The 24,576-nt window shown below is 42.7% G+C and carries 17 protein-coding genes, 3 tRNA genes, 1 rRNA gene, 1 pseudogene and 1 riboswitch (1 of these 23 running past the window's edge); of the genes and pseudogenes, 18 read left to right on the top strand and 4 right to left on the bottom strand.

What is annotated here, in order from left to right; translation table 11 throughout:
* The 11 genes from BRLA_RS19320 to BRLA_RS19270 all read left to right on the top strand — a co-directional run.
* Positions 1-752 (top strand): 23S ribosomal RNA (locus tag BRLA_RS19320); it begins 2,178 nt to the left of the window's first position.
* Between the two features lie 55 nt (positions 753-807).
* A tRNA-Arg gene (locus tag BRLA_RS19315) sits at positions 808-884 on the top strand.
* 9 nt (positions 885-893) lie between these two features.
* Positions 894-970: transfer RNA gene (locus BRLA_RS19310), tRNA-Pro, on the top strand.
* 9 nt (positions 971-979) lie between these two features.
* A tRNA-Leu gene (locus BRLA_RS19305) sits at positions 980-1,062 on the top strand.
* Positions 1,063-1,224: 162 nt separating this feature from the next.
* The gene (locus BRLA_RS19300; protein WP_003334732.1) at positions 1,225-2,886 is read left to right on the top strand and encodes a dynamin family protein; all 1,662 of its coding nucleotides are present in this window, start codon (positions 1,225-1,227) and stop codon (positions 2,884-2,886) included.
* 11 nt (positions 2,887-2,897) lie between these two features.
* Positions 2,898-4,880 carry a dynamin family protein gene (locus BRLA_RS19295; protein WP_003334733.1) on the top strand — a complete coding sequence of 661 codons (1,983 nt, stop codon included), beginning with the start codon at positions 2,898-2,900 and terminating at the stop codon, positions 4,878-4,880.
* Positions 4,881-5,048: 168 nt separating this feature from the next.
* Positions 5,049-5,252 (top strand): cold shock domain-containing protein, encoded by a 204-nt coding sequence (locus BRLA_RS19290; protein ID WP_003334734.1) that lies wholly within the window; start codon positions 5,049-5,051, stop codon positions 5,250-5,252.
* Between the two features lie 130 nt (positions 5,253-5,382).
* Positions 5,383-6,582 carry a M20 metallopeptidase family protein gene (locus BRLA_RS19285; RefSeq protein WP_003334735.1) on the top strand — a complete coding sequence of 400 codons (1,200 nt, stop codon included), beginning with the start codon at positions 5,383-5,385 and terminating at the stop codon, positions 6,580-6,582.
* Between the two features lie 55 nt (positions 6,583-6,637).
* Positions 6,638-7,477, top strand: coding sequence for an alpha/beta hydrolase (locus BRLA_RS19280; protein ID WP_003334736.1), 840 nt, complete (start codon positions 6,638-6,640; stop codon positions 7,475-7,477).
* Between the two features lie 234 nt (positions 7,478-7,711).
* The gene (gene cimA / locus BRLA_RS19275) at positions 7,712-9,334 is read left to right on the top strand and encodes a citramalate synthase (RefSeq protein ID WP_003334738.1); all 1,623 of its coding nucleotides are present in this window, start codon (positions 7,712-7,714) and stop codon (positions 9,332-9,334) included.
* Positions 9,335-9,450: 116 nt separating this feature from the next.
* Positions 9,451-11,568 carry a S9 family peptidase gene (locus BRLA_RS19270; protein ID WP_003334739.1) on the top strand — a complete coding sequence of 706 codons (2,118 nt, stop codon included), beginning with the start codon at positions 9,451-9,453 and terminating at the stop codon, positions 11,566-11,568.
* Positions 11,569-11,652: 84 nt separating this feature from the next.
* Here BRLA_RS19270 and BRLA_RS19265 read toward each other — a convergent pair whose 3' ends face one another.
* The 4 genes and pseudogenes from BRLA_RS19265 to BRLA_RS19250 form a co-directional block, all read right to left on the bottom strand.
* The gene (locus BRLA_RS19265) at positions 11,653-11,883 is read right to left on the bottom strand and encodes a DUF1128 domain-containing protein (RefSeq protein WP_003334740.1); all 231 of its coding nucleotides are present in this window, start codon (positions 11,881-11,883) and stop codon (positions 11,653-11,655) included.
* 32 nt (positions 11,884-11,915) lie between these two features.
* Complete coding sequence (locus BRLA_RS19260; RefSeq protein ID WP_003334741.1) at positions 11,916-14,408, bottom strand: U32 family peptidase; 2,493 nt, start codon at positions 14,406-14,408, stop codon at positions 11,916-11,918.
* A 492-nt stretch (positions 14,409-14,900) separates the two neighbouring features.
* Positions 14,901-16,662: pseudogene (gene ade, locus BRLA_RS19255) on the bottom strand (adenine deaminase).
* A 155-nt stretch (positions 16,663-16,817) separates the two neighbouring features.
* Positions 16,818-16,919, bottom strand: a riboswitch (purine riboswitch).
* 205 nt (positions 16,920-17,124) lie between these two features.
* The gene (locus BRLA_RS19250) at positions 17,125-17,730 is read right to left on the bottom strand and encodes a TetR/AcrR family transcriptional regulator (protein WP_003334745.1); all 606 of its coding nucleotides are present in this window, start codon (positions 17,728-17,730) and stop codon (positions 17,125-17,127) included.
* Positions 17,731-17,898: 168 nt separating this feature from the next.
* Between BRLA_RS19250 and BRLA_RS19245 the strand changes: the two genes are divergently transcribed.
* The 7 genes from BRLA_RS19245 (at position 17,899) to BRLA_RS19215 (ending at position 24,566) form a co-directional block, all read left to right on the top strand.
* Positions 17,899-18,387, top strand: a complete 489-nt coding sequence (locus BRLA_RS19245; protein ID WP_003334746.1) for an N-acetyltransferase — start codon at positions 17,899-17,901, stop codon at positions 18,385-18,387.
* Between the two features lie 189 nt (positions 18,388-18,576).
* Positions 18,577-19,326 carry a GTP pyrophosphokinase gene (locus BRLA_RS19240; protein WP_022585948.1) on the top strand — a complete coding sequence of 250 codons (750 nt, stop codon included), beginning with the start codon at positions 18,577-18,579 and terminating at the stop codon, positions 19,324-19,326.
* A complete protein-coding gene (pepV, locus tag BRLA_RS19235; RefSeq protein WP_003334748.1) occupies positions 19,313-20,764 on the top strand; it encodes a dipeptidase PepV in 1,452 nt (483 codons plus the stop codon). Before BRLA_RS19240 ends, pepV begins: the two co-directional genes overlap by 14 nt.
* 153 nt (positions 20,765-20,917) lie before the next feature.
* On the top strand, positions 20,918-22,378 hold the full coding sequence (locus BRLA_RS19230; protein ID WP_003334749.1) for a DEAD/DEAH box helicase: 1,461 nt from the start codon (positions 20,918-20,920) through the stop codon (positions 22,376-22,378).
* A 147-nt stretch (positions 22,379-22,525) separates the two neighbouring features.
* Positions 22,526-23,284, top strand: a complete 759-nt coding sequence (locus BRLA_RS19225; protein WP_003334750.1) for a hypothetical protein — start codon at positions 22,526-22,528, stop codon at positions 23,282-23,284.
* A 188-nt stretch (positions 23,285-23,472) separates the two neighbouring features.
* Positions 23,473-23,910, top strand: a complete 438-nt coding sequence (locus BRLA_RS19220; RefSeq protein WP_003334751.1) for a MarR family winged helix-turn-helix transcriptional regulator — start codon at positions 23,473-23,475, stop codon at positions 23,908-23,910.
* Positions 23,907-24,566, top strand: a complete 660-nt coding sequence (locus BRLA_RS19215) for an HlyD family secretion protein (RefSeq protein ID WP_003334752.1) — start codon at positions 23,907-23,909, stop codon at positions 24,564-24,566. Before BRLA_RS19220 ends, BRLA_RS19215 begins: the two co-directional genes overlap by 4 nt.
* Positions 24,567-24,576 lie beyond the last annotated feature (10 nt).

The raw sequence follows: 24,576 nt of genomic DNA, 5'->3' as shown, positions 1-24,576 counted from the left end.
GCCTTCGTGGAGCTGTCGTTGGGATACCACCCTTGATGTACGGAGTTTCTAACTTGCCGCCCTTATCGGGTGGAAGGACCATGCCAGGTGGGCAGTTTGACTGGGGCGGTCGCCTCCTAAAGAGTAACGGAGGCGCCCAAAGGTTCCCTCAGAATGGTCGGAAATCATTCGTAGAGTGTAAAGGCACAAGGGAGCTTGACTGCGAGACCTACAAGTCGAGCAGGGACGAAAGTCGGGCTTAGTGATCCGGTGGTTCCGCATGGAAGGGCCATCGCTCAACGGATAAAAGCTACCCTGGGGATAACAGGCTTATCTCCCCCAAGAGTCCACATCGACGGGGAGGTTTGGCACCTCGATGTCGGCTCATCGCATCCTGGGGCTGAAGTAGGTCCCAAGGGTTGGGCTGTTCGCCCATTAAAGCGGTACGCGAGCTGGGTTCAGAACGTCGTGAGACAGTTCGGTCCCTATCTGTCGCGGGCGTAGGAAGTTTGAGGAGAGCTGTCCTTAGTACGAGAGGACCGGGATGGACGCACCTCTGGTGCACCAGTTGTCACGCCAGTGGCACAGCTGGGTAGCTATGTGCGGACGGGATAAGCGCTGAAAGCATCTAAGCGTGAAGCCCCCTTCAAGATGAGATTTCCCATAGCGCAAGCTAGTAAGACCCCTTATAGACGATGAGGTTGATAGGTTCGGTGTGGAAGTGCAGTAATGCATGGAGCTGACGAATACTAATCGGTCGAGGACTTATCCACATTGCCTTTATGCTGACTTCGTTATCTAGTTTTGAAAGAACAATTCTTTCTTTTTGTGCCCTTAGCTCAGCTGGATAGAGCGTTTGACTACGAATCAAAAGGTCGGGAGTTCGAATCTCTCAGGGCACGCCATCATTATAACGGGAAGTAGCTCAGCTTGGTAGAGTACTTGGTTTGGGACCAAGGTGTCGCAGGTTCGAATCCTGTCTTCCCGACCATTTAAATATGCCGGTATGGCGGAATTGGCAGACGCGCGCGACTCAAAATCGTGAGGGAAACCGTGGGGGTTCAAGTCCCTCTACCGGCACCATACATAATCAAAGCCTCGAGACGATGTTATCATCTGTCTCGGGGTTTTTTCCTTTTATGCCAACTGTATACTTATGAAAATATTCGCACATATAGATTGAACCTGAGGTAGTAGTATGGTACATTCGGTCATGGTAGAGTCATTAAGATGGAGTGATTACACGTGATTGCATATACAGAAGAGATGAAACAAGAAAATAAGAAAGCACTACAACAACGAGTGGAGCAGCTAGGTCATGTGGCACTGCTCATGCGCCAACATGGTGATGAGTCGCAAGCACTTAAAATAGAACAGCTTGTGACAAAAGGAAATGCTGAAGAGATGAGCATTGCTTTTTGTGGACACTTCTCTGCTGGAAAATCTACAATGATTAACACCATACTTGGACAGGAGCTATTACCTTCAAATCCAATTCCAACAAGTGCAAATGTAGTAAAGATTCGTGGTGGACAGCCTGCTGCTAATGTATATACGCGTCATAGCGGAGTTCTTCATTTCGATCCACAAACGAACTTGGAGGAATTAAAAAAGTTTGCTGTAGATGGTGACCAAGTAGAATGGGTAGAAATATGCTATCCAGGACTGTTTCTTGATGAGAAATCAAGCTTATTGGATACACCGGGAATAGATTCCACAGATGCCGCACATAAAGTAGCGACAGAATCTGCGTTGCACTTGGCAGATGCAGTGATATATATGATGGATTACAACCATGTTCAGGCAGAAGAAAACTTTAATTTTACCAAAATGCTTACAGATCGTAAGAAGCCTGTCTATCTTGTCATTAATATGATTGATAAGCACGTTGATTTTGAATTAGATTTCGATGATTACAAGGAGAGTGTAGAAGAGGCATTTGCCACTTGGAATATCAAACCAAACGGGATCTTCTATACCACTCTAGCTGAACCAGAGCATCCGGAAAATCAATACGAGGAATTCCGTGAACAATTGATTAGCTTATATCACCACCGTACAGAATTGCTAGCAGACAGTATCCTACATGCGTCTCTTGCCTTGATTGAGGAGCATATTCGCTTTTTACGCCGTGCTAACCAGACCCAGCTTGAAGAAGTAATCGAGCAAATAGATAATGGTTTATCAGCTCTACAGGAAAAAGGATACGATGTAACAAATGAAGAGAGCCTGATGCAATTACTAGCTTTGACTGAAAAAGAATGGTCTCACTTACAGCAAAATAACCAACAAGCCTATAACGAAATGGAAAAGGAGCTTACAAGCTTATTACAAAACGCTCGCTTAACCTACTATAGTACAAATCAGGCCGCTGAAGCTTACGTAGAAACGCGCAAGCCGGGCTTTAAGGTAGGGTTCTTGTTTACAGCTAAAAAGACGGAAGAAGAGCGACAAGCAAGGCTACAAGCGTTGCTAAATGACGTAACAGAAAAAGTAGCCGGTAATCTCGACTTCCACTATAAACAACTACTGTTAGCCTTTGCTGATCGTTATAATATTCGTGATGAGGCTTACAATAAAGCTGTTCACGCTAATCAGATCGAACTTACCTCCGAGTGGCTTGCTTCTCTAGTCAAAGAAGGAGCAGGAACTAGTGAGTATGTCATGAATTACTGTCAGGATATTTCTGATAGCATTAAAGCAAAGTATCGAAAACAAGGCCTATCATTCATAGATCAATTAAATTCAAAACTGACTGAACAAGCGATCACTGAAGAAAACAAGGTAAAAGAACGCTTGGATGAATTAAGAAAATTAGAACAAGCGTTTAAGCAACAGAAGACTTATCTCGATCAGGAAACGAACACAAAACAAAAACTAACATCGTTGTTAGCAGGAGACATATAAAGGAGACTATTATGAACCAAGTAAAACAGATGTTACGTACAAGTGCAGGCAAGCTACGTCACGCAAGCGAGTTAATCAATCAGATTACTGGGTTAAAGCAACAAGCCCAAGCAATGACAGAGCGTGCGCAGCGTATGGAGGAAAATCGATTTACTGTTGCTTTATTCGGTGCGTTTAGTGCGGGAAAATCATCCTTTGCAAATGCATTAATGGGAGATATGGTCCTGCCCGTCTCTCCCAACCCTACTACGGCAGCCATTAATAAAATAATGCCACCAACCGATGAATATCCACATGGAACTGTACGTGTTGTACTAAAATCACATGAATCAATCGAGCAGGATGTTCTGCGCTCGTTAGAGGTGTTTGGTAAGCAGGCGCATGACTTGACTAGTGGATGTGAGGCGGTGTCTTCCATTGACATATCAGACATCGCTCCAAATGCCAAGCCTCATTACACCTTTTTAAAGGCAGTAATAAAAGGGCTGCCAGAGATTGAAAAGCATCTCGGTCAGGAGCTTTTGGTAGATGAAAAAGAGTTTAAAAAGTTTGTTGCTAAAGAGGAAAAAGCATGTTTTGCCGATTATATTGAGCTGTATTACACGTGTCCCTTGACGGAGCAGGGAATGGTATTAGTAGACACACCAGGAGCTGATTCTATCAATGCCAGACACACAGGAGTGGCTTTTGAATATTTAAAAAATGCAGATGTAATTTTATTCGTGACTTATTATAATCATGCGTTTGCCCAAGCTGATCGAGAATTTTTACTACAAATGGGTCGTGTAAAGGATACGTTTGAGTTAGATAAAATGTTCTTTATTGTCAACGCGGCTGATTTAGCACAAAATGATGATGAATTACAAGATGTTCTTACGCATGTGGAGAAAAACCTGTTATCCTGTGGCATTCGACATCCGCGAATTTATCCGGTATCGAGCCAGACAGCATTGCTTGCACACCTGCATAAAAACGGGAAGCTCACCTCCTCTTCTGAGAAAATTTATCGACAGCGTGTCAGCGTTAACGAAAGTGAACCACTGCCTGATTTTCATGAAGGATTGAAATTATCAGGCTTGGATAAATTTGAACAGGATTTCTTACACTTTACAATAGATGGTCTAGCTCATATGGCTGTAGCCGCAGCAGAGGGTGAGATTAACCGCGCTCGCACGATCTTAGCAGAGTTTCTAGACCTGTCGCAACAAGGAGAGACAGTCAGAGAAGAGAGACGCGCACATCTTGAAGAGGAAAGAGCGACTGTAATCCAACGCGTGCAGGCAGCTCAAATAAGCTCAGTTACTCGTTTTATGGAACAGGAGCGAGTTGAACTTTTATATTATGTGAAGCAACGACTATTTTTACGGTTGTCGGAGTTATTTAGTCAAGCATTTAATCCCTCTGTTTTAAAAGATGATGGTCGTAATCTGAAGAAAACGGCTCAAGCATGCTTGGATGACTTGCTGCGTTCGATTGGGTATGATTTAGCACAAGAGATGCGAGCTACCTCTCTACGATTAGAAAAGGTATTGCATAAGGAAGGAAATAAACGTATACAGGCTTGGCAGCACGATGTGAAGGAAACCTTTCACGGCTTGTTACTTGCCCCGTATACCCAACAGCAGATTGAAACACCAGCAGTACCAGAGCAACTGAAAGAAATATCCACTCAATACTTTCAACCTGCCTTACAAGCTTTTAAAAACCCACGTGATTTCTTTGAAGGGGAAGGCAAAACCAAAATGCGAGAAATCATAGAAAAATTATTGCAGGAACCAATAGATCAGCAGCTTGCTTGGGGAAACCAGATTTTAGAGGGCGTGTTCACAAAAGCGGTAGCGGATATGTGGCAAAAGGAGCAGGCCAAAGTGGAAGAGCAAGTGGATGAATACGTGAACGGTTTGCTGGCAGCGCTAGATAGTAATATTGATATAGCCAAGCTTCAAGCTGTACAGGCAGAGCTTCTTAGCATTTCAACAGAGTCTGTAAGCTAGTTGGCTTCTTCTTACAAATGTTTATAAGAACAAGCTAAAGAATACTGCTTCTTAGAAAGACAGATGAAATTTTCTTGCTTTCCCGCAAGCATTTGGGAAGATCCCTGCATAACATGCCAAGAAAGCATTTGTTGCTTTACTGATTGAGGGTAAGGGAGGCATTTTTGAATGCAAGGAAAAGTAAAATGGTTTAACAAGGAAAAAGGGTATGGATTTATTGAAAGGGAAGACGGTACGGATATTTTCGTTCACTATACCGGCATTAATGGTACAGGGCTCCGTAATCTGGAGCAGGGTGAACAAGTAACATTTGATATTGTGGAGGGGCAGCGTGGTCCACAAGCAGCCAACGTTGAAAAAGTGAATCCATAATGTTACACATAAATCACGACTACTTTTGCCTTTCGGGGCTTAAGTGGTCGTTTTACTTTTTGATAAGACTTTCGTATTGCTCATTGGTTTGTTATCATCAGAAAAAAGAGACAAAAGAGGAGTAATTGCTATGACCAGTCAAGTTGGAATGCCCTTAGGTGCATATTTGAAGGAATGCTTTACTCAAATGGTGGAGTGGCGCCGTCACTTCCATCAATACCCTGAGCTGTCATTTAAGGAAGAGAACACACCTGCGATGATTGCCAGCATCTTACGAGAAATGGGCCTAGACCAAGTACGTGAAAAAGTGGGCGGCCGTGGTGTCGTGGGAACTCTGATTGGAGGAAAGCCAGGAAAAACGGTTGCGATTCGCGCTGATTTTGATGCATTGCCAATTCAGGATCAAAAAGATGTCGAATATAAATCCAAGATTCCAGGTGTCATGCATGCATGTGGGCATGATGGTCATACGGCAGGCTTATTAGGGCTTGCTAGTGTTTTAGCACAGCATCGTGAAGAGATTCCTGGTACTATCGTATTCTTGTTTCAATTTGCTGAGGAAGAGAACCCAGGTGGAGCAACCTATATGGTGCAGGATGGAGCTATGGACGGAGTAGATGCAGTATTTGGAGCGCATCTCTGGGCTGATTTTCCATATGGCAGTGTAGGGATTGCACCAGGTCCAGTAATGGCTAATGCTGATGATTTTACTATTAAAATTCAGGGCAGGGGTGGGCATGGTGCCATTCCACATCAAACAGTGGATTCTATAGTAATCGGCTCACAGATTGTCAATAACATTCAAACGATTGCTAGCCGTAATGTGGACCCATTGGAGAGTGTTGTTGTGACGATTGGAACCTTCAACGCTGGAGATAACTTTAATGTGATCGCTGACTCTTGCAAAATGACTGGAACTCTACGTACGTTCTTGCCAGAAATCCGTGATTTGAGTGAACGGCGATTAAAAGAAATCGTGGAAGGTACAGCTACTATGATGGGAGGAACCGCTGTATTAGATTATGACAGAGGCTATCCTGCCGTTATCAACACAGCAGCGGAAGCAGAAATGGTACGTCAAGCGGCTATATCAGCGGTTGGGGAAGAGCGACTTATCCCGTTAAAGCCGACCATGGGCGGAGAGGATTTTTCATACTATTTACAAAAGGCTCCAGGGGCTTTCGTTTTTATTGGAGCAAGGAATGAAGAGATTGGCGCTTGTTATCCTCACCATCATCCACGTTTTGATATTGATGAGAGAGCCATGCTAGTTGCCGCTGAAGTATTGGGACGGGCAGCATTAGCCTTTTTACATAATCATCAGGGATAATGGGGATAGGATGAAAGAATATTGATCTATAACAAAATGGTGGGGGGAATTTATTATGCAACAAGCTTTTGTGTTACCTCTTGAAGATTCTTTTGTGATACGCGGAGATGTGCATACTACAGCGGGTCCAGGAGAGAAACAGCCTGTCCTGATTTTTTGCCACGGATTTAAAGGCTTTAAGGATTGGGGTAGCTTCCCTTATGTAGCAGATACCCTAGCCGCAAAAAATATGACAGTCATCCGCTTTAATTTTTCAGCAAATGGAGTTGGGGCGAGCCTGACTGAATTCGATGAGCTAGAAAAATTCGGAATCAATACGTATGCACGTGAGCTCGCTGATTTGCATGTACTCATGAGGGCGATACTAGACCGTGAGCTACCTTTGGCAGAGCATTTTGATACTGAACACATTTTTGTAATGGGGCATAGCAAGGGCGGCGGTGATTCTGTTTTATTTGGAGCGGATCATCCAGCTATCAAGGGAATTATTACCTGGAACGGCATAGCCAACGTCAATTTATTTGATGAAATTGTACGTCAAGAAGTAAAGGAGAACGGCATAGCTTATATGATAAACGGGCGAACTGGACAAAAAATGCCAATTACGCCTGAGGTGATTGAGGATGTCGATCAAAATGAAGAGGCTTATGATTTGGTGAAAAAAGTGTCCCAGCTTGATAAACCTCTCTTGATTGTACAAGGTGAGAAGGATTTTGGCCGCCTGGTACAAGGCGCTAAACGATTGAAAGAAGCCTATCCGAAAGCCATGTTGCACTGGATTGGCGAAGCGGACCATGTAATGAATACAAGACATCCGTTTACGGGAACGAGTGCGGAATTGGAAGAGGCGATTGAAGTTACTGCCCAATTTGTCCTACAAAATACTCAACTGTAATGAAGTAGTGGGGGAAGTCAGCGTTACATGTATTGTTTTCGATTTCCCCTGCCATTCCCTTTCATTTTTAAAAATCTTGCTCGATTCATTCAAATGTCGATTGTTTTTCCGATAAATGCCTTTTTTTCGCTCTTTTGCTTATGATATACTGATAGGCAAAATAGAGGGCTTGGATTGGAGAATGATTTTTCTAAAAAATCAAAATAAAAAGACGAATGATGGAGAGGGATCAGAATGAAGGGGAAAAAAATCTATCTGTACGATACAACCTTACGGGACGGTACCCAGGGAGAGGGCATCAGTCTATCTGTGGAGGATAAGGTTAAAATCGCTGTACGCCTAGATCAGTTTGGAGTCGATTATATTGAAGGCGGTTGGCCGGGGAGCAATCCTAAGGATATGGCTTTTTTCAAAAGAATGAAGGAGATAGGGCTAGAGCATTCGAGATTAACAGCCTTTGGTAGCACCTGTCGACCTAATCTTCAAGCTTCTCAGGATGATAATTTACGCGCAATTCTGGAAAGTGGTGTGTCTGTAGCCTCCATTTTCGGAAAAGCTTGGGATTTACATGTATCTGACGCACTAAAAACTACGCTAGCCGAAAATCGGCGTATGATTTATGATTCCGTAAAATATTTACATGAAAATGGGCTTGAAGTCATGTTTTTAGCAGAGCATTTTTTTGATGGATACAAAGCGAATCCTCTATATGCATTGGATGTATTACAAGCAGCAGAAAAAGCTGGTGCAGACTGGATCGTTTTATGTGATACGAATGGCGGTACGCTTCCTCACGAAATGAAAGAGATTGTTCTCCAGATAAAGGAAGCCTGTAGGAAGCCGATTGGCATTCATCCTCACAACGATTGTGAGTTGGCTGTGGCCAATGTGATTGCAGCGGTTCAAGCTGGTGCAGAGCAGGTTCAAGGAACGATAAATGGGATTGGTGAACGATGTGGAAATGTAAACTTAGTTTCTGCTATTGCTAATCTACAGGTGAAATTAGGCTATCATTGTGTATCTGACGATCATTTAAAGCAGCTAACCAGTCTTTCTCGCTATGTTGCCGAAATAGCTAACATTACGTTGGCAGTTAATCAACCATTTGTAGGTAATAGTGCTTTTGCTCACAAAGGCGGCATCCATGTGAGTGCCGTTATGAAAAACACAGCTACTTATGAGCATATTGAGCCGGAAGTTATCGGGAATCGCAGACGAATTCTTGTTTCGGAGCTATCCGGACAGAGTAATTTAGTAGCAAAGGCAGAAGAATTACAATTACATTTTCATGGAGAAAAATCAGTGTCAAAAGAAGTGGTACAGCGTCTGAAGGATAAAGAGTATGCTGGTTACCAATACGAGGGTGCAGAAGCTTCTCTTACCCTCATGCTCTTACAGGAATCGGGAGAAGAATCTGAGCTATTCCAGTTAGAATCCTTTAAAGTATTTATGGAAAAAAAGCCGGATAAATCCATTGTCTCTGAAGCGATGGTGAAATGTAAGATCAGTGGTCAAACCGTACATACGGTAGCAGAAGGAAATGGGCCGGTCAATGCGCTAGATAATGCATTACGAAAGGCATTAGAGCAGCACTTCCCAACTCTTAGTCACATGCATGTAAAGGATTATAAGGTACGTGTACTAGATGAGAGTGAAGCGACATCAGCTAAAGTGCGTGTGCTAATTGAATCCACTCATCAGGGAGAGAACTGGAGTACAGTGGGAGTATCAACGAACGTGATTGAGGCTAGCTGGGAGGCACTTACAGATAGTATTCGATATCTACTGTGGAAACAAGGGGCAGAGGCTCTGGAGCTTGAGCAGGAAGAGGTACGAGTAGGCATTGTTAATCATTAAACATCCATCCAGGACACGACCTATTGCTTTTAGGTAAGTCGTGTCTTTTTTTAGTAACATACGTGAAAGTACATGTGTGGTGTATAGCCACATGATGGACATGAGGGGGAATGAATATGGTGACCAGAAAACGAAAGATGACTGCGGAAGATTTGTTACGTTTTGAATGGTTGGAGGACCCGCAAATATCTCCTGATGGGAATAAAGTCGTATACATAAAAAGAACGATTGATTCTAGCGGAAAGTATATTTCTAACTTGTTTATCCGTTCTCTAGTAGACTCTTGGGAACAGCAGTGGACGTATGGTAACCACCGGAATTCTCATCCCAGGTGGTCACCAGATGGCAATTGGCTTGCATTTGAGTCAGATCGTTCTGGAGATACACAGGTTTGGCTCCTTTCTGTTAAGGGAGGAGAAGCTCACCAGCTAACAACGAACAGACATGGTGCAGCAAAGCCGGTTTGGTCACCAAATAGTGAAAAACTGCTAGTTCAAGTAAGATTATCTCCAAATGAAACGCTACATGAAACGCAGGAACAGGAAACGACAGCTTCTGAGGATTCACCACGTAGCTCTTTGCATGCTAAAACAACAAATATACCTGTCTTATCATCGGCATCGGACAAAGACAGCAATAGCAAGCCTGACCAGAAGGAAAGCATAATCAGCCCGTTACCTGCGTTACAAGGAAAGCCAGTTTTACAGGTGGATTATATTCGTTATAAATCTGATGACGCTGGTTTTTGGGATGGAAAGTACAGTCAACTTGTAGTTTGCGATCGAATCAGCGGTCAATTGCATCAAATCACGACTGAAGAGCAGGACCATTCGATGGCCGCCTGGTCACCGGATGGCAAACAGATTGTATGTTGTGTGATAGAGCGCAAAAGTGAACGATTTTATCCAACCTGCGATTTATGGCTACATTCAGTAGAAGATGGCTCTTGGAGTAATTTGTCTGGTTCAACGGGAACGTTCATGTATCCGACCTGGTCGCCAGACGGCAAAACGATCGCGTGTGTAGGCTACGAGCGGAAATTTGAACAGGAAAAATTAATGCATGTGTGGCATTTTCAAGTAGATACAGGGAATCGGTGCTGTTTGACAGAAAAGTGGGATGTACATTTTTCAGATGCAATGGTTGGAGATATGCGCAGTAGGCACGTTCATCCAGGTGCTGTCTGGAGTGCAGATGGTCAGGGCAACTATATCACGGTTTCAAAGCAAGGTAGAGTGAATTTTCATTATATCTCCGTCACGGGAGAGAACATTCCGATTGTAAGTGGAGAGCACCATGTATATGGATGGACTCTCCATCCTATGAGCGGTAAGGCTGTCGTGGCAATAAGCGATCCATTGACTCCTGGGGATTTGTTTTTCATTGATATAAAAAAAGGAAAGAGCAAACGGCTAACAACAAGTAATCAATGGTTAAAAGAAGTGGAGCTATCCAGCCCTGAGATGCTTACCTACCAAACCGAAGACGGATGGAAGATACAGGGGTGGCTACTAAAGCCGTCTTTTTATCAAACAGGTAAAACCTATCCGCTGATCCTGCAAGTTCATGGCGGACCACATACAATGTACGGCTATACATTTTTTCACGAGCTACACTTTTTAGCGGCTAAGGGCTATGCTATTTTGTACACGAATCCACGCGGGAGCCATGGATACGGTCAAAAGTTTGTCAACGCAGTTCGTGGCGATTATGGAGGAAAAGATTATCAAGACCTGATGAAGGGGGTTACTTATGTAGTAACCCATTACGATTATTTAGATGAGCAGCGGATGGGAGTAACCGGTGGGAGCTATGGTGGTTTTATGACGAATTGGATTGTTACACAGAATAAACGGTTCAAAGCGGCGGTGACCCAGCGCTCTATTTCGAACTGGATCAGCTTTGCTGGAGTAAGTGACATAGGCTATTATTTTGCGAAATGGGAAATTCATGGTGATTTGGTTACGGATCCAGATAGGCTCTGGCAGCATTCTCCGTTACGCTACGCTCAAAACGTTGAAACACCCTTGCTCATTTTACATGGTGAACGTGATTATCGATGCCCCATTGAACAGGCAGAACAATTTTTTACTGCTATTAAACAGCATAAAAAGGCTTCTGTACGTCTTATGCGTTTTCCAGATGCAACACACGAATTGTCGCGAAGCGGTGACCCTGGGCATAGAATTATCCGGCTACAAGCGATTGCTGGATGGTTTGACGAATATGTCTAAATGCTTCTAACAGAAAAGGACCACATCTCTAGGGGACGTGGTCCTTTTTGTTCTCATGCCGTTTCGGCACTAGTTTACTGCATTCTAATCTGTTTTACGCATGCTACCTAACTCTTCAACAATCGCGGTCATTTCATTCACGCTAAAGCTGGTTTTCTTTTGCACCATGTTATATAGATATAACAGGTCCTCATAGCTATCCATTTTAAAATCCTCTGGGCGCATTACTTGGGTATTTGCCATGTTTAGCTTGCTTTTAATTCCCTCGATAATAACAGTCAGGTTTTCTAACGTTGCTTCTTGCAAATTGGCCATGATCTACTCTCCTTTGTTTTCAACTTTTTTGTCTATTTGGTTAGTTGTCCGCGTGTTACACCAAGCTGATTGGTTGCTTTTAACGCCTTCCAAACCTTTGTGCCAGAAATCTCTCCGCGTAGAGCTTTGCGATATAAGTGAATCACTTCTTGTACGCGAGAAGGTTCTTCCTCTAAAAATTCTATGCGGTATGCCCCTACTCCTAATCGCTTAAATTCTGACAAATATTCGGCACCAGACTGGTCAATCGCATTATAAACCGTATTACGGCAACCGGTATCTACACGGACTGGATGAGAGAAGCCTACGCGATCTCGCAAGGAAGCGCGTGATGTTTCACAAGGAGTACCACAATTCGTGTGATCTGTCCCTTCACTCATGAATGTACAATAGATGCAATGCTCGGTATGGAACATTGGCAAATGCTGATGAATAACTAATTCTAACGGAGCGGCATCTGCATGTTCAAGCATGTCGACCATCTGTTGAATATTTAAGTCATAGGATGGTGTGACGCGCTCAAGACCATAGCCCATGAATAATTCAACAGCTTTATGATTAGCAATATTTAAAGAGAAGTCACCGATTAACGGAATTTTTATTTCATCACGGCGTGAGAGATAGTAGTACAACGCCCCTGTGTTACGGACTAGGATAGCATCCGGCTTACTTTTTGCAATGAGAGCCAGTACGCCATTTTCATCCGGCATATGAATACGCATAGTAGCAAGTCCAATTTTTTTTCCGTACTGATGTGCTAGTTTAACTGCTTGCGGATATTGCTTTACAAATTCGAAGTCTGCATAAATAAAGTCAACATCGGTTTTTGCAGCCGCTTCTATCTGTTCCAAGGAACGACAAAGCACAGTTAGTAGGGGATTTTCCACTGGTTTATTTTTGGCCACACTAGCATACACGTCTACTGGATTTTTTTGATAAACAGGCGGTTTACGGCGAAGATAAAGCAGTTGCTCGCTTGCTTCACGACGCATCCGATTCAACTCACTGACAGGAATGATTACCTCACCCTCCAAGTCTAAGGAGAGACGATCCTCTGGCAGATGGAACAAGGTTCCTCCAAGTCTGCTAAATTGATCATATAAGGAGGCATGGGTCATTGGTCGCTTCATCGCTTGCTCTAAAGGCATTGCAGAAGCAATCGTTACCGCATGATTAGCCTGCTCATCGATCCACACGGTTTGTAGTGGCTCTCCTACGCGTCCAGAAACATGCAGGGCTACTGGGAAGGTTGTATAAGGCTTTTCGGTTTCAAAGGTTTTACGCAGCTGCTTGTTTAATTCAGGATCATTCGTTTTCCACACACGATCACCTACATGGATACGACCTAGCTTTACATCGTTTCGACCCATGACAATTTCATATAAACCTTCCTGCACCTGACCTTCTACTTTGTCACCATGCACTAAAATATCGTAAACACGACCGCCTTCTTCTTTCTGAGTCGGATCACCTGCATCAAATACGATACCATCTCCACGTTTTAATGGAGAAGTAACTTCTACTAAGAGAGCGTGCTTTAACACCTTCTTTACAGTACCAAGGTAGACACCGCGGCTTTTCGGGAAGCTACCGTCTAATAAGAGGCGGTTATTTGTTCCCTCAAGAAAACCATGAGTAAATCCGCGGGAAAAGCTTTGTTGTAGCTCACGAATTTCTTCCTTGCTTGGCTTAGCGTTATTTCCAGCAAAATATCGATCAATAGCTGCTCGATACTTGCTAACTACGTTGGCTACGTATTCTGGTGTTTTTAAACGTCCTTCAATTTTAAAGGAAGTGACTCCTGCCTCAATTAATTCTGGCATGATTTCAATCGCAGCCAAATCCTTTGGAGAGAGTAAATAAGCGATATTCCCCATCTCTTTTTGGATTCCATCTACCATTAAATCATAGGGCAGACGACAGGCCTGTGCGCATTCACCACGGTTGGCAGAGCGACCGCCCCACATTTCTGAGGTAAGGCATTGTCCAGAATAGGAAACACAGAGGGCTCCATGAACGAATACTTCCATCGGTAATTTTGCCTTTTCACCGATTTTCCTGATTTCTTTTAATGAGTTTTCACGACCTAATACGACTCGTTCCATGTTATATGGTTTAGTAAATTCGACCGCTTCTGGAGAGGTGATGGTCATTTGGGTAGAACCGTGAATAGGGAAGTCTGGGCTGATTTCACGGATTAGCTTGACCAAGCCTAAATCCTGTACAATTACTGCGTCTACACCAGCTTCAATACAGGCATCAATTAACTCTTTTGCATCTTCTAATTCATTTTCAAAGACAAGAATGTTAAAGGTAAGGAAGCCCTTCACCCCGTACATATGCAGGTAAGCCATAATCTCAGGCAGTTCTTTCATTTGAAAGTTTTCGGCACGAGCGCGAGCATTAAACTTCTCTACACCAAAAAAGATGGCATTTGCTCCGTTGGCAACAGCGGCTTTTAGGCAATCCCAATTACCTGCCGGTGCTAGCAATTCAATATCTTCTCGTCTGATTTGATTCTTCACGAATGGTAACCCTCCAAACAAATATGACGCTCCTTTTCATAGGATGAAAAATACGAAAAGAGCAATTGAGAATAGCAAAACAAAGCATGTAGTAAAAAACAGACATTTGCTTTTAGATCGTAAGGCAAATGTCTTTGAGTCTGCGATATTATCGTTTCTTCAATAGGGATTAGATTTATTTTGCCCATGTTCTCATAAGGCTTAGACAGGCACAAATCTAGCAATCTAGAAAAAATCTCTACCCTCCATCATAGGAGAAGATAGGATGAGTCGCAAGAAAAAGATGTGCTGAAGAAGAAATTGGTCGTTGTTACTGCGAGTGATGATGATCTCTACTCATTCATTCGGCAAAATATAACATAAATTTACATTTTATTCACTTTTTTGTTTGTAATTTGTGGTAAACTTAGTGTATCGATGGTAGATAGTAAAAAAGGAACAACGGCGGTTCGTAAACACCTATTGTTCCTTATCTATTTAGCCTACTTATTTTTACTTCATCACTAATTCACGTTCATCGGCAGATACGTTCATGTGTAAAAATTNGCTTCACATCAAAAAGTCCCATGTCAGTCAGCTTCAATGCAGGGATGACGGGGAGAGCTAGAAAGGAAAGCGTCAGGAATTGAGAGAATTCCTGAGATGCCCCAATACGAAGTAGCGCTTGGTCTAACTGGTGGAGTTCTGCCATCACACGTTCTGCTGGACGTCTTGTCATTAGACCAGCAATTTCTAGCGAGAGGGAAGCTAGTACCTTTCCGTTTTCAACAATGACAAGCCCACCCTGCATCTCTTCTAGTGTTTGAATTGCAATCAGCATGTCCTCATCGTTAGTTCCGACAGTAATAATATTATGGGAATCATGTGCAATCGTAGTAGCCATTGCACCTGAGCGTAAGCCAAAGCCCTTTACAATTCCTACTCCGATATGACCTGTTTGGTGATGGCGCTCCACTACAGCCATTTTAGCCAGATCACGGTCGATGGAGGGCTGGAAAAATCCATTGGAGATGTCTACGTCTTCAATCAGATGCTCGGTTACAATGCTATTAGGAATGACACCAATTATATGTGCTTTCTTCCTAGTAATAGGTAGTTGAAGCTCATGTTTTGTCACCGGTTTGATACGTACGCTGTTGGTGATCGTAGGTGGTACATTTGCAGGAGAAGTGATATTTCCTTCGTAGCGACCGTTTTTAGCAACCTGCTTACCATTTTTCCAAACATCGGTGATACGAACTTGTTCTAAATTGTCCATGATAACTAGATCAGCTATATAGCCGGGAGCAACAGCGCCTTTTTCTGCAAGACCGTAGCATTCAGCAGCGGTAAGTGTAGCCATGCGAATTGCCGTAATTGGATCAACACCGCATTGAATAGCGAGACGTATGCTGTAATCTATGCTGCCTTCTTTAAATAGATCATCTAAATGCTTATCGTCAGTACAGAACAGACAGCGTGCTGCTGTACGTTCATTTACGATCGAAATAAGATTCTTCAAGTCTTTGGCAGCCGATCCTTCGCGAATGAGTAGGTACATTCCTAATTGAAGACGCTCCTTGGCATCTTGCAAGGACACCGCTTCATGATCTGTGCGGATTCCCGCTGTCATGTATACGTTAATGGCATCCTTGGAAAGTCCAGCGAGATGTCCGTCCAGTTTTTTACCACGTTGTCTGGCATCAGCGATTTTTTGAACCATATCTTCATTGCCGCTCATGACAGCAGGATAGTCCATGACCTCAGCTAGGCCAAGCACACGGGGATGATGATAAAAGGGAGCAAGATCCTTGGCATACAGCTTCGCACCTGAGTGTTCAAAGGAAGTAGCAGGTACACATGAAGGGAGCATCACATATACATCAAGGTCAAGCTCTTCGGATGAATCTAGCATGTATTGAATACCAGCGGCACCTGATACATTGGCAATCTCATGAGGATCGCAGACTACAGTAGTTACTCCATGAGGGAGGACAATTTCGGCAAATTGAGCAGGTGTTACCATAGATGATTCAATGTGAACATGTCCGTCTATGAAGCCTGGAGCGATATATTTACCTTTAGCATCCCAGACATCCTTACCTTCATAGGCTCCGATTCCAATGATCATACCATCTGTAATGGCGACATCTGCCTCGACAATTTCTCCAGTGAAGACATTTATGATTTTGCCATTTTTAATAACCAAATCAGCTTTCGTGTGTTTGGAGGCTGCTTGGATACGCTTTTGTAAGGCAGAAGGTTGAATGTTCATTTGAATCGCTCCTCTAGCAATTAAAGTTTTTACATAACGAGAAAAACCCCAGGAATCGACCTGGGGCTCTATGAACACAGAAGCACGTGATAAGACGTGAAGGATGCAGGGAATTTGTTATAGGTATAACAAAATAAACCGCTAGATCATTCGCAGTCTTATTGTATCATCCGCGTAGTCAGGCTATTTACGGTAACCCGGTAGAGACTTATAGGCCATATTCCTATGATTATACGTGGCTATCATGTTTAAAGTTGTAAAGGCATTTCTTGAGAGGCTTTTTAATATAGATATTGTTTTGTATTGTAGTAGCACAAGAAAGATAAGTCAATATATTTATGGTTCGTTAAGCAAGGGAGCTATTGGAAGGGGGTGGACTACTATTTGATACAGAAATCAATATCATAAACAAACCGGCTACCAAAAGTCTTCGGGTAACCGGTTCACTAGAAATCGCTATTCTTATGATTGGGTAGATACATCAAGTCCTTCAAATACAATCGAGACCTTTTCCTCCATGATCTCCTCCAAAGGCCAGCCACCATCGCTACGTACCCAATCATACAAGGCATTGTAATAGATGTTTTCCAGCATATTGGCAGCAATTAATGGATTAATTTTACTTTTCAGTCTCCCTTTTTCTTGGGCATCTTCAATCAAATCAGCAAATAATTCTCTTAGCTCAAAGTACATATTTTTCTTTTCTGATTCCAGAACCTTACGATGCTTCATAGAGGATTCAATCAATACTTTTAGAAAATCATAGTTCTGTATATTTACTTCGTTTAGGATTTTATAAATGCGTAGGACGCGTTGTTTACAACTATCTCCAAAATCCCATTCTTCGCGCCTATCTTCAATTTCCTGTAAGCGTTCATAGCCCCAATTGGCAAGAATCGCTTCTTTTGAGGTGAAATGTAAAAAAATGGTCCCTCGCGCCACATCCGCTTCCTCGGAGATCATATCAATTGTGGTCGCTTCAAAACCATATTCTTTAAACAATTTAATAGCGGCATTAAAAATACGTTCCTTTGTTTCACGCTTTTTTCGCTCTCTGCGAGTAATCAAGCTAACACCTCCTGGTAGAAGTATATCATAATCTTGCTGACTCACTAAGAAATCGTCAAGAAAATTGTGCGATTATTTCAACAAAAAACACTTTACGTTGGCAGAGTTTGAATGTATATTTATTATAAATTATGTATTTTTATACGTTACGAGTGGAGGAATATAACCATGAGTATGACAGGTACACTGGTAATTCGCCAGGCAACTATAAACGATGTAGATCAAATGTTGGAAATTATTAATCATTTTGCCGCAAAAGGCTTAATGCTCCCCCGTACGAAGCTGTCCATTTGTGAGCATCTGCAATCTTATATCATCGTACATGATGGGAAAGGTGTAATGGGTATGGGTGGCCTGCATATTTTATGGGAGGATTTAGCGGAGATTCGTTCGCTTGCGATGGCTGAACGAGCGCAGGGAATGGGGATTGGGAAGAAGCTTGTGCTGGCTTTGGTAGAAGAAGCGAGAAAATTAGGAATTCGGCGAGTCCTGTCCCTTACGTATCAGGTTGAGTTTTTTCACAAATGCGGCTTTCAGATTGTTCAAAAAGAGGCCTTACCTCAAAAGGTATGGAAGGATTGCATCAATTGCTCCAAATTACCGATGTGTGATGAAATTGCTATGGTACGCATATTAGAGCCAACTGAATATGAATAAATGAGGAGCAAAGCGGGAAGAATGTGCCAGACCTAATGGTGGCAGCTTTTTCTCGCTTTTTCACTCTCAGTTTATGCGTGAAGAACGCAATGTGTTTACATAATTGTGTAAGGGCTTTCAAAAGCAGGATATTCCTTATTACCTGTTGAATAAATATAAGGACAAGGAATCCAAGTCGGAGGGAAAAACGTGCAAAAAATGGATTGGGACTTGTATCTAATGCCTTATGAGCAAGCTGTAGAGGAACTAAAGGTTAAATTAAAAAATATTCGTAATGAATTTAAAAAACGGAAAGTTCACTCGCCGATAGAATTTGTTACCGGTCGAGTCAAATCAATTAATAGCATTTATAACAAAGCGACTCGCCTACATTTTCCCATCAATGATAATATTGCATGGGAAATTCGAGACATTGCCGGATTAAGAATTATTTGTCAGTTTATTGATGATATATCGTTTGTCGTAGATATGCTACGCGAGCGCAGGGATATGAAGATTTTTCTGGAAAAGGATTATGTGACACAGCCTAAAGAGACGGGATACCGCGGCTATCATCTAGCAGTGGAGTATCCGATCATGACCATAGACGGACAAAAAACCATACCTGTTGAAATACAAATTCGAACGCTGGGCATGAATTTTTGGGCCACAATTGAGCATTCCTTACAGTATAAATACGAAGGAATTATTCCAGAGGATATCAAGCTGCGTCTGGTTGAATCAGCCAAAGCTTCCTATACGCTAGATAACGAGATGAATAAAATTCGTGATGAGGTTAAGGAGGCCCAGATCGAATTTACTAGGAAAAAGGAGTCCCCGATTGACCCATTACTAAGCATTGTGGAGCTTGATTTAGACGTGGACACTGAATCGGTCTATTTTGATGAGAAGCCAATCGAACTACAAGAGGACAAGGAGGAAGAAAATGAACACAATTAATTGGCAGCAGGAAGTGGAAAAACGACAAGACGAGTTAATTGCTGCGACACAGCGTTTTTTGCAGATCGATAGCGTGCTGGACCCAGATACGGCTGGGGAAGGGGCTCCATTTGGCAAGGGAGTTCAGGCAGCGCTGCAATTCGCTTTGCAAACATGTGAGGATGCAGGTATGACTATCAAAAATATTGATGGATACGCTGGCCATGCTGAGTTTGGACAGGGTGAAGAGTGCATTGGCGTTTTAAGCCACGTAGACGTAGTCCCTCCAGGGGATGGCTGGACGATTCCTCCGTTTGCAGCAGAGATCATTGAGGGAAAAATAATCGCACGTGGAGCCTTGGATGATAAAGGACCTGCTATGGCGGCTATTTTTGCTGCCAAAATAATTAAGGAGCTTGAGTTGCCTCTTCAAAAACGGGTTCGACTGATTTTTGGTACGGATGAAGAATCGGGCTGGGATTGCGTAAAACGTTATTTTGAATCTGAGGAAATGCCGACAATGGGCTTTACTCCTGATGCAGACTTCCCGCTCATTTATGCTGAAAAAGGATTAACTCATCTAGTTTTACGCCAAACAAATGAAAGCTTTGCACAATTGACGAATTTGGCTCAGATGACTAGTAGTCAGGAAGGAACCGCGAAGCTTCTCTCCTTCCATGCCGGAATGCGTGTGAACATGGTGCCAGAGACAGCGGAAGCGGAGCTAGCCTGCTCGCCTGAACAAGCCGCGGCATGGACAGAAGCCTACCAACTTTATTTGGAAAAAGAACAGTGTCGAGGTCATTTCACACAAACAGAGAAAGGGATAGCATTTCATTTACAGGGAGTTTCTGTTCATGGAATGGACCCAGCGAAAGGGGTAAATGCAGGAGCTTATCTGGCACACTTTCTACAAAAATGTGATTTGGACGTACGGGGACGAGCATTCGTTGATTTTATCGCCAGTTATTTGTTCCAGCAGCATGATGGTGAGGCATTTGGAATTAAAGCAGAAGACCAGGAGATGGGAGCACTCACCTTGAATCCTGGAATTTTTCACTATATAGCGGATGAGGACGTACGTTTTGATCTGAACATTCGTTATCCTCATTCTATTTTGTTTGAACAATGGAAGCCAAGACTTGAACAAGTCGCAGCTGGGCATGGTTATCTGTTGGAAATCATTACTCATAAAAAACCGCATCGTGTAGACCCGGCTCATCCTTTAGTAACAACTTTACAGCGTGTCTATACGGAGCAGACCGGTGAAAAGGCTGAATTGTTAGCAATCGGTGGGGGAACATACGGGCGTGCCCTAGATGTTGGCGTTGCTTTTGGGCCACTATTTCCTGGGAGACAAGATACGGCTCATCAACGAGATGAATACCTGTTAGTGGAAGATTTATTGAAGTCGACAGCAATCTACGCACAGGCAATTTTTGAATTAGCCAAAGACTAAGCCATATCTTTCTTGTCTTTTAGGAAATACTTATATTACTATAGAGAAAGTGTCTTCTAGGACAAACATGAGCGAATAGGCTGGTAGATCCAAAAGAGAGTGACAGCAGACTGGATCAGACAGTACGGTTTTCGTTAAGAAGGAAGTGAAAAGATGGCTAAGTTCGAACAATTTGGTTTGCGACCGGAGATTATGCAGGGGATTTCCGACCTGTTTTATAAAGAGCCGACAGCTATTCAAGAAGAAGCGATTCCATTGATTTTAGAAGGTAAGGATGTCATCGGACAAGCGCAAACGGGTACTGGGAAAACAGCAGCGTTTGTATTGCCGATCCTCCAAAAGCTACAGGAAGGAAAAAAGGATATCCAGACATTGATCCTTACTCCAACCCGTGAGCTTTCTATTCAGATTGCTAGTGAAATTGAGAAGCTGGGGAAACACCTGAATATGAGTGTTTTATCCTTGCATGGCGGTACAGATATTGAACGTCAAATGAATAAGCTAAAAGGGACTGTTCATATCGTAGTGGGAACTCCAGGACGCGTACTTGATCATATGCGTCGTGAAACACTACATTTTGGCCGCATTCATACATTGGTATTGGATGAGGCTGACAAGATGCTAGAGATGGGCTTTTTAGAGGATGTGGAAAAGATTATTGTTTCCACACCAAGCAGCCGACAGGTATTGCTATTCTCGGCGACTATGCCTGATATGGTAAAGAAGCTGGGACAACGTTTTATGAAGCAACCGCCGCATATTAAAATTGAATCAAAGCAAAAAACGGTTGCTAATATCACACAAGAATACTATGTAATCAATCAAACAGATAAAATCGATGCGCTTCTTGATCTCATTGAGGTCACTAAGCCATTCCTAGGTATTATTTTTGCTAACACACAACAGCGCGTAAAGATCTTAACAACACGTTTACAAGAGGCTGGCTATGATGCCAAAGCGTTATACGGTGATTTGTCTCAAAAGAAACGCGAAACCCTGATGAAGGATTTTCGGAATATGAAATTCCAGTTTCTTGTAGCTACCGATATTGCGGCTCGCGGACTTGATGTCGAAGGGGTTACTCATGTATTTAACTACGATATCCCAAGCGATGTAGAAAGCTATATTCACCGTGTTGGACGTACGGGACGCGCTAATCAGCTTGGAAATTCTATTTCTTTTGTGACTCCACGCCAAAAAAGCGTCATGGCTCGCTTTGGTTCTGCAACAAAGGCGGATATCGAAGAAAAATTACTTACGCATACTCGTCACTTGGATGCAGGGCGCAAAGCACGTGCAGCAGAGCGTGAGCAGCATTATACTGAGCTCAAAACCGAGAAGAAGAAACAGCAGCAAATTGCAAAAGCAGAAAAAGAAGCTCCACTTAAAAATGCTCTTGTGAAAAATAAAAAGGTAAAGCCTGGTTATAAGCGTAAGCTGAAGCAAGAAATGGAAGAGTGGAAAACACAATACGACCGTAATCAAAAGCGTGAAGAAGCAAAGAAAACTGCTAAAGCAAATAAAGGTAAAGCAAAACCTCGTTCAGGAGGACAGTCAGCGGCTGGTCGTCCGGGACAAGCACCAAGCAGACCTGGTAAACGCTTTGGCAAATAAGCGTCTTTTCGCTCGGACAAAGTAAAATAACGCAACGGAGAAGCTCTTTTCCTATTTATGTAACGGGACTAGGGCTTCTTTCTGTTACAGAAAAGGATTTTGACGAAATATGGCGAAATGTATCGGGTGTAGAGTGAGGTGAAAAGCATGAAAAACTCCCGATCAGAAAGACATCGAATGCGCCGCCGAGCTGATCGAGATGTGAGCCGATTTTGGATTATGGGCTTCATCTTTAGCTTAATAGTCTTAACCGTTGAATTTTTTGTTACCATACCTGCTGAAGCAACGTGGCTGTTAGAAATGGAAATGATTTTGTTTAGCGCCAGCTTTACATTACTTGCTTTTTATCTGCTGGGCTTAACCTTTGTTTTTTCCAAACAAGGTGAAGCTGGTGGGGTTAACCATCAAGTGATTATCTATGTGTGGTTGGGAGCTATTTTGTACCATTTGTTTGTACTAGTAACCAATATAACCAATCAGCATGTATATAAAGCAGGGATCATTCTTTTTTTAGGTCCTCTATTTTTAACAATCTATCATTTTATTACGTACCTGTCTGCTTTGCTTCAAGCACGGCGTGAGGAAGAACAAACATCGGTAGCTGCTTTAGAACGAACTGCCTATCAACTAATCAGTGAAGCCACGAAATTATATGAAGAGATACGTAGGCTCAAAACGGAATTCCCAGAAGTAGAACAGATGCTTAATGCCAATCAATTTGCACACAAGCTCGAAAAATACACGCTTGAGATGCAACAGTATTTACAAGTTGATTCGTTCCAACGAAGAGATTTGGAGTTTCTGGAAGGGCATTATCTATTCATCGAAAATATTTTAATCATTGTAAAACAGCACCCCGGTATTTCAGAATCACGTAAATATCTAGCAAGAGAAAGAGTGCTATAACCCGAAGAATGGGCCATGAACATACGGTCCATTTTTCGGGTCTTTTTATTTGCAGATAGGAAAAGTGCATTTTTTATTAAAAAATTTCTTGCATAAATTTTTTTTCTCCCCTATATTATTTCGTGTACGAAATTTTTGAGTGCGAAATAATAGTAGCGATCGCGAATATATGTAAGAGGTGATATGAGGTGCCTAAAGGGCTGATCATACGTGATGGGGTAAGACAACTTAATAAAATCATTGGAATGATGATTACACAGGAGCTTAGCGAAGTAGGAATTACGATGCCTCAGATTAGTGTGATGCGCAAGATTAAGGATGGACCTATGACGATTGGCCAACTAAGTAAGGACCTCTATCTCTCTTGCAGTACAGTTTCCGGGATAGTCGATCGCTTAGAGAGGGAGGGGTACATCGAACGTGTGCGGGATACTGCTGATCGGCGCGTGGTCTGGATTCACATCACAAACAAATTCGAGGAGATGGCTAATTCCATCCCGGTGATGCAAAAGGAATATTTTACAGAACTCATAAAAGACCTATCGGAAGAAGAGATAGACAAAATCGTCGATGCCCTACAACTGCTCATTAGACAATTTGAGAAGAGGATTGAGGAGAGAACATGAAAAAGAAATTTATTCTATCCACCATACTACTGCTTATGGTTGTAGCAGGTGGAGGAATCGGTTATTACTATTGGTACCAAGGTACCCATTACATAACTACGGAAGATGCTCGTGTTGCGGGTGATACGTATCGTGTAATGCCACGGATATCTGGCAAATTAACTTCGCTAGACCTGTCAGATGGTCAAAGCGTCATAGCAGAGCAAATTGTGGGTCAACAGGATACAACAAATATCGCTGGCAACATGTTAGATAATGCTACTTTGCGTGCTCCGATTACCGGTACAGTGTTAAAGGTAACGGCTAAAAGTGGAGAAGTGGTAGCTCCTGGTCAGTCCGTTGCAACGATTGTGGATATGAACAAGCTCTACGTGTCAGCTAACATTGAAGAGACAGACTTAGGTCGGATTCATGTAGGGCAATCTGTTGAATTCACCTTAGATTCATTTAAAGGTCAGACATTTAGAGGACAGGTTTCCGAATTGGGAACAGCGACAGCCTCTACGTTCTCTTTGTTGCCAGCAACTAGCACAAGTGGTAACTTCACAAAAGTAACACAGCGAATACCAATTAAAATTTCTATTAACGATAAACAAAACAGCCGCATTTTACCAGGTATGAGTGCTGTGATTAAAATTCATTTGAAAGGGAATTAGGGTGAAGAGT

This window comes from Brevibacillus laterosporus LMG 15441 (assembly GCF_000219535.2).
Lineage (GTDB): Bacteria > Bacillota > Bacilli > Brevibacillales > Brevibacillaceae > Brevibacillus_B > Brevibacillus_B halotolerans.
This window is presented reverse-complemented; position numbering and strand designations above follow the sequence as displayed.

Excerpts from the sequence above, each read along its gene's own strand:
- BRLA_RS19280 (WP_003334736.1), top strand. The coding sequence starts at position 6,638 with ATGCAACAAGCTTTTGTGTTACCTCTTGAAGATTCTTTTGTGATACGC.
- BRLA_RS19290 (WP_003334734.1), top strand. The coding sequence starts at position 5,049 with ATGCAAGGAAAAGTAAAATGGTTTAACAAGGAAAAAGGGTATGGATTT.
- BRLA_RS19215 (WP_003334752.1), top strand. The coding sequence starts at position 23,907 with ATGAAAAAGAAATTTATTCTATCCACCATACTACTGCTTATGGTTGTA.
- BRLA_RS19245 (WP_003334746.1), top strand. The coding sequence starts at position 17,899 with ATGAGTATGACAGGTACACTGGTAATTCGCCAGGCAACTATAAACGAT.
- BRLA_RS19230 (WP_003334749.1), top strand. The coding sequence starts at position 20,918 with ATGGCTAAGTTCGAACAATTTGGTTTGCGACCGGAGATTATGCAGGGG.
- BRLA_RS19295 (WP_003334733.1), top strand. The coding sequence starts at position 2,898 with ATGAACCAAGTAAAACAGATGTTACGTACAAGTGCAGGCAAGCTACGT.
- BRLA_RS19265 (WP_003334740.1), bottom strand. The coding sequence starts at position 11,883 with ATGGCCAATTTGCAAGAAGCAACGTTAGAAAACCTGACTGTTATTATC.
- cimA (WP_003334738.1), top strand. The coding sequence starts at position 7,712 with ATGAAGGGGAAAAAAATCTATCTGTACGATACAACCTTACGGGACGGT.
- pepV (WP_003334748.1), top strand. The coding sequence starts at position 19,313 with ATGAACACAATTAATTGGCAGCAGGAAGTGGAAAAACGACAAGACGAG.
- BRLA_RS19270 (WP_003334739.1), top strand. The coding sequence starts at position 9,451 with ATGGTGACCAGAAAACGAAAGATGACTGCGGAAGATTTGTTACGTTTT.
- BRLA_RS19225 (WP_003334750.1), top strand. The coding sequence starts at position 22,526 with ATGAAAAACTCCCGATCAGAAAGACATCGAATGCGCCGCCGAGCTGAT.
- BRLA_RS19285 (WP_003334735.1), top strand. The coding sequence starts at position 5,383 with ATGACCAGTCAAGTTGGAATGCCCTTAGGTGCATATTTGAAGGAATGC.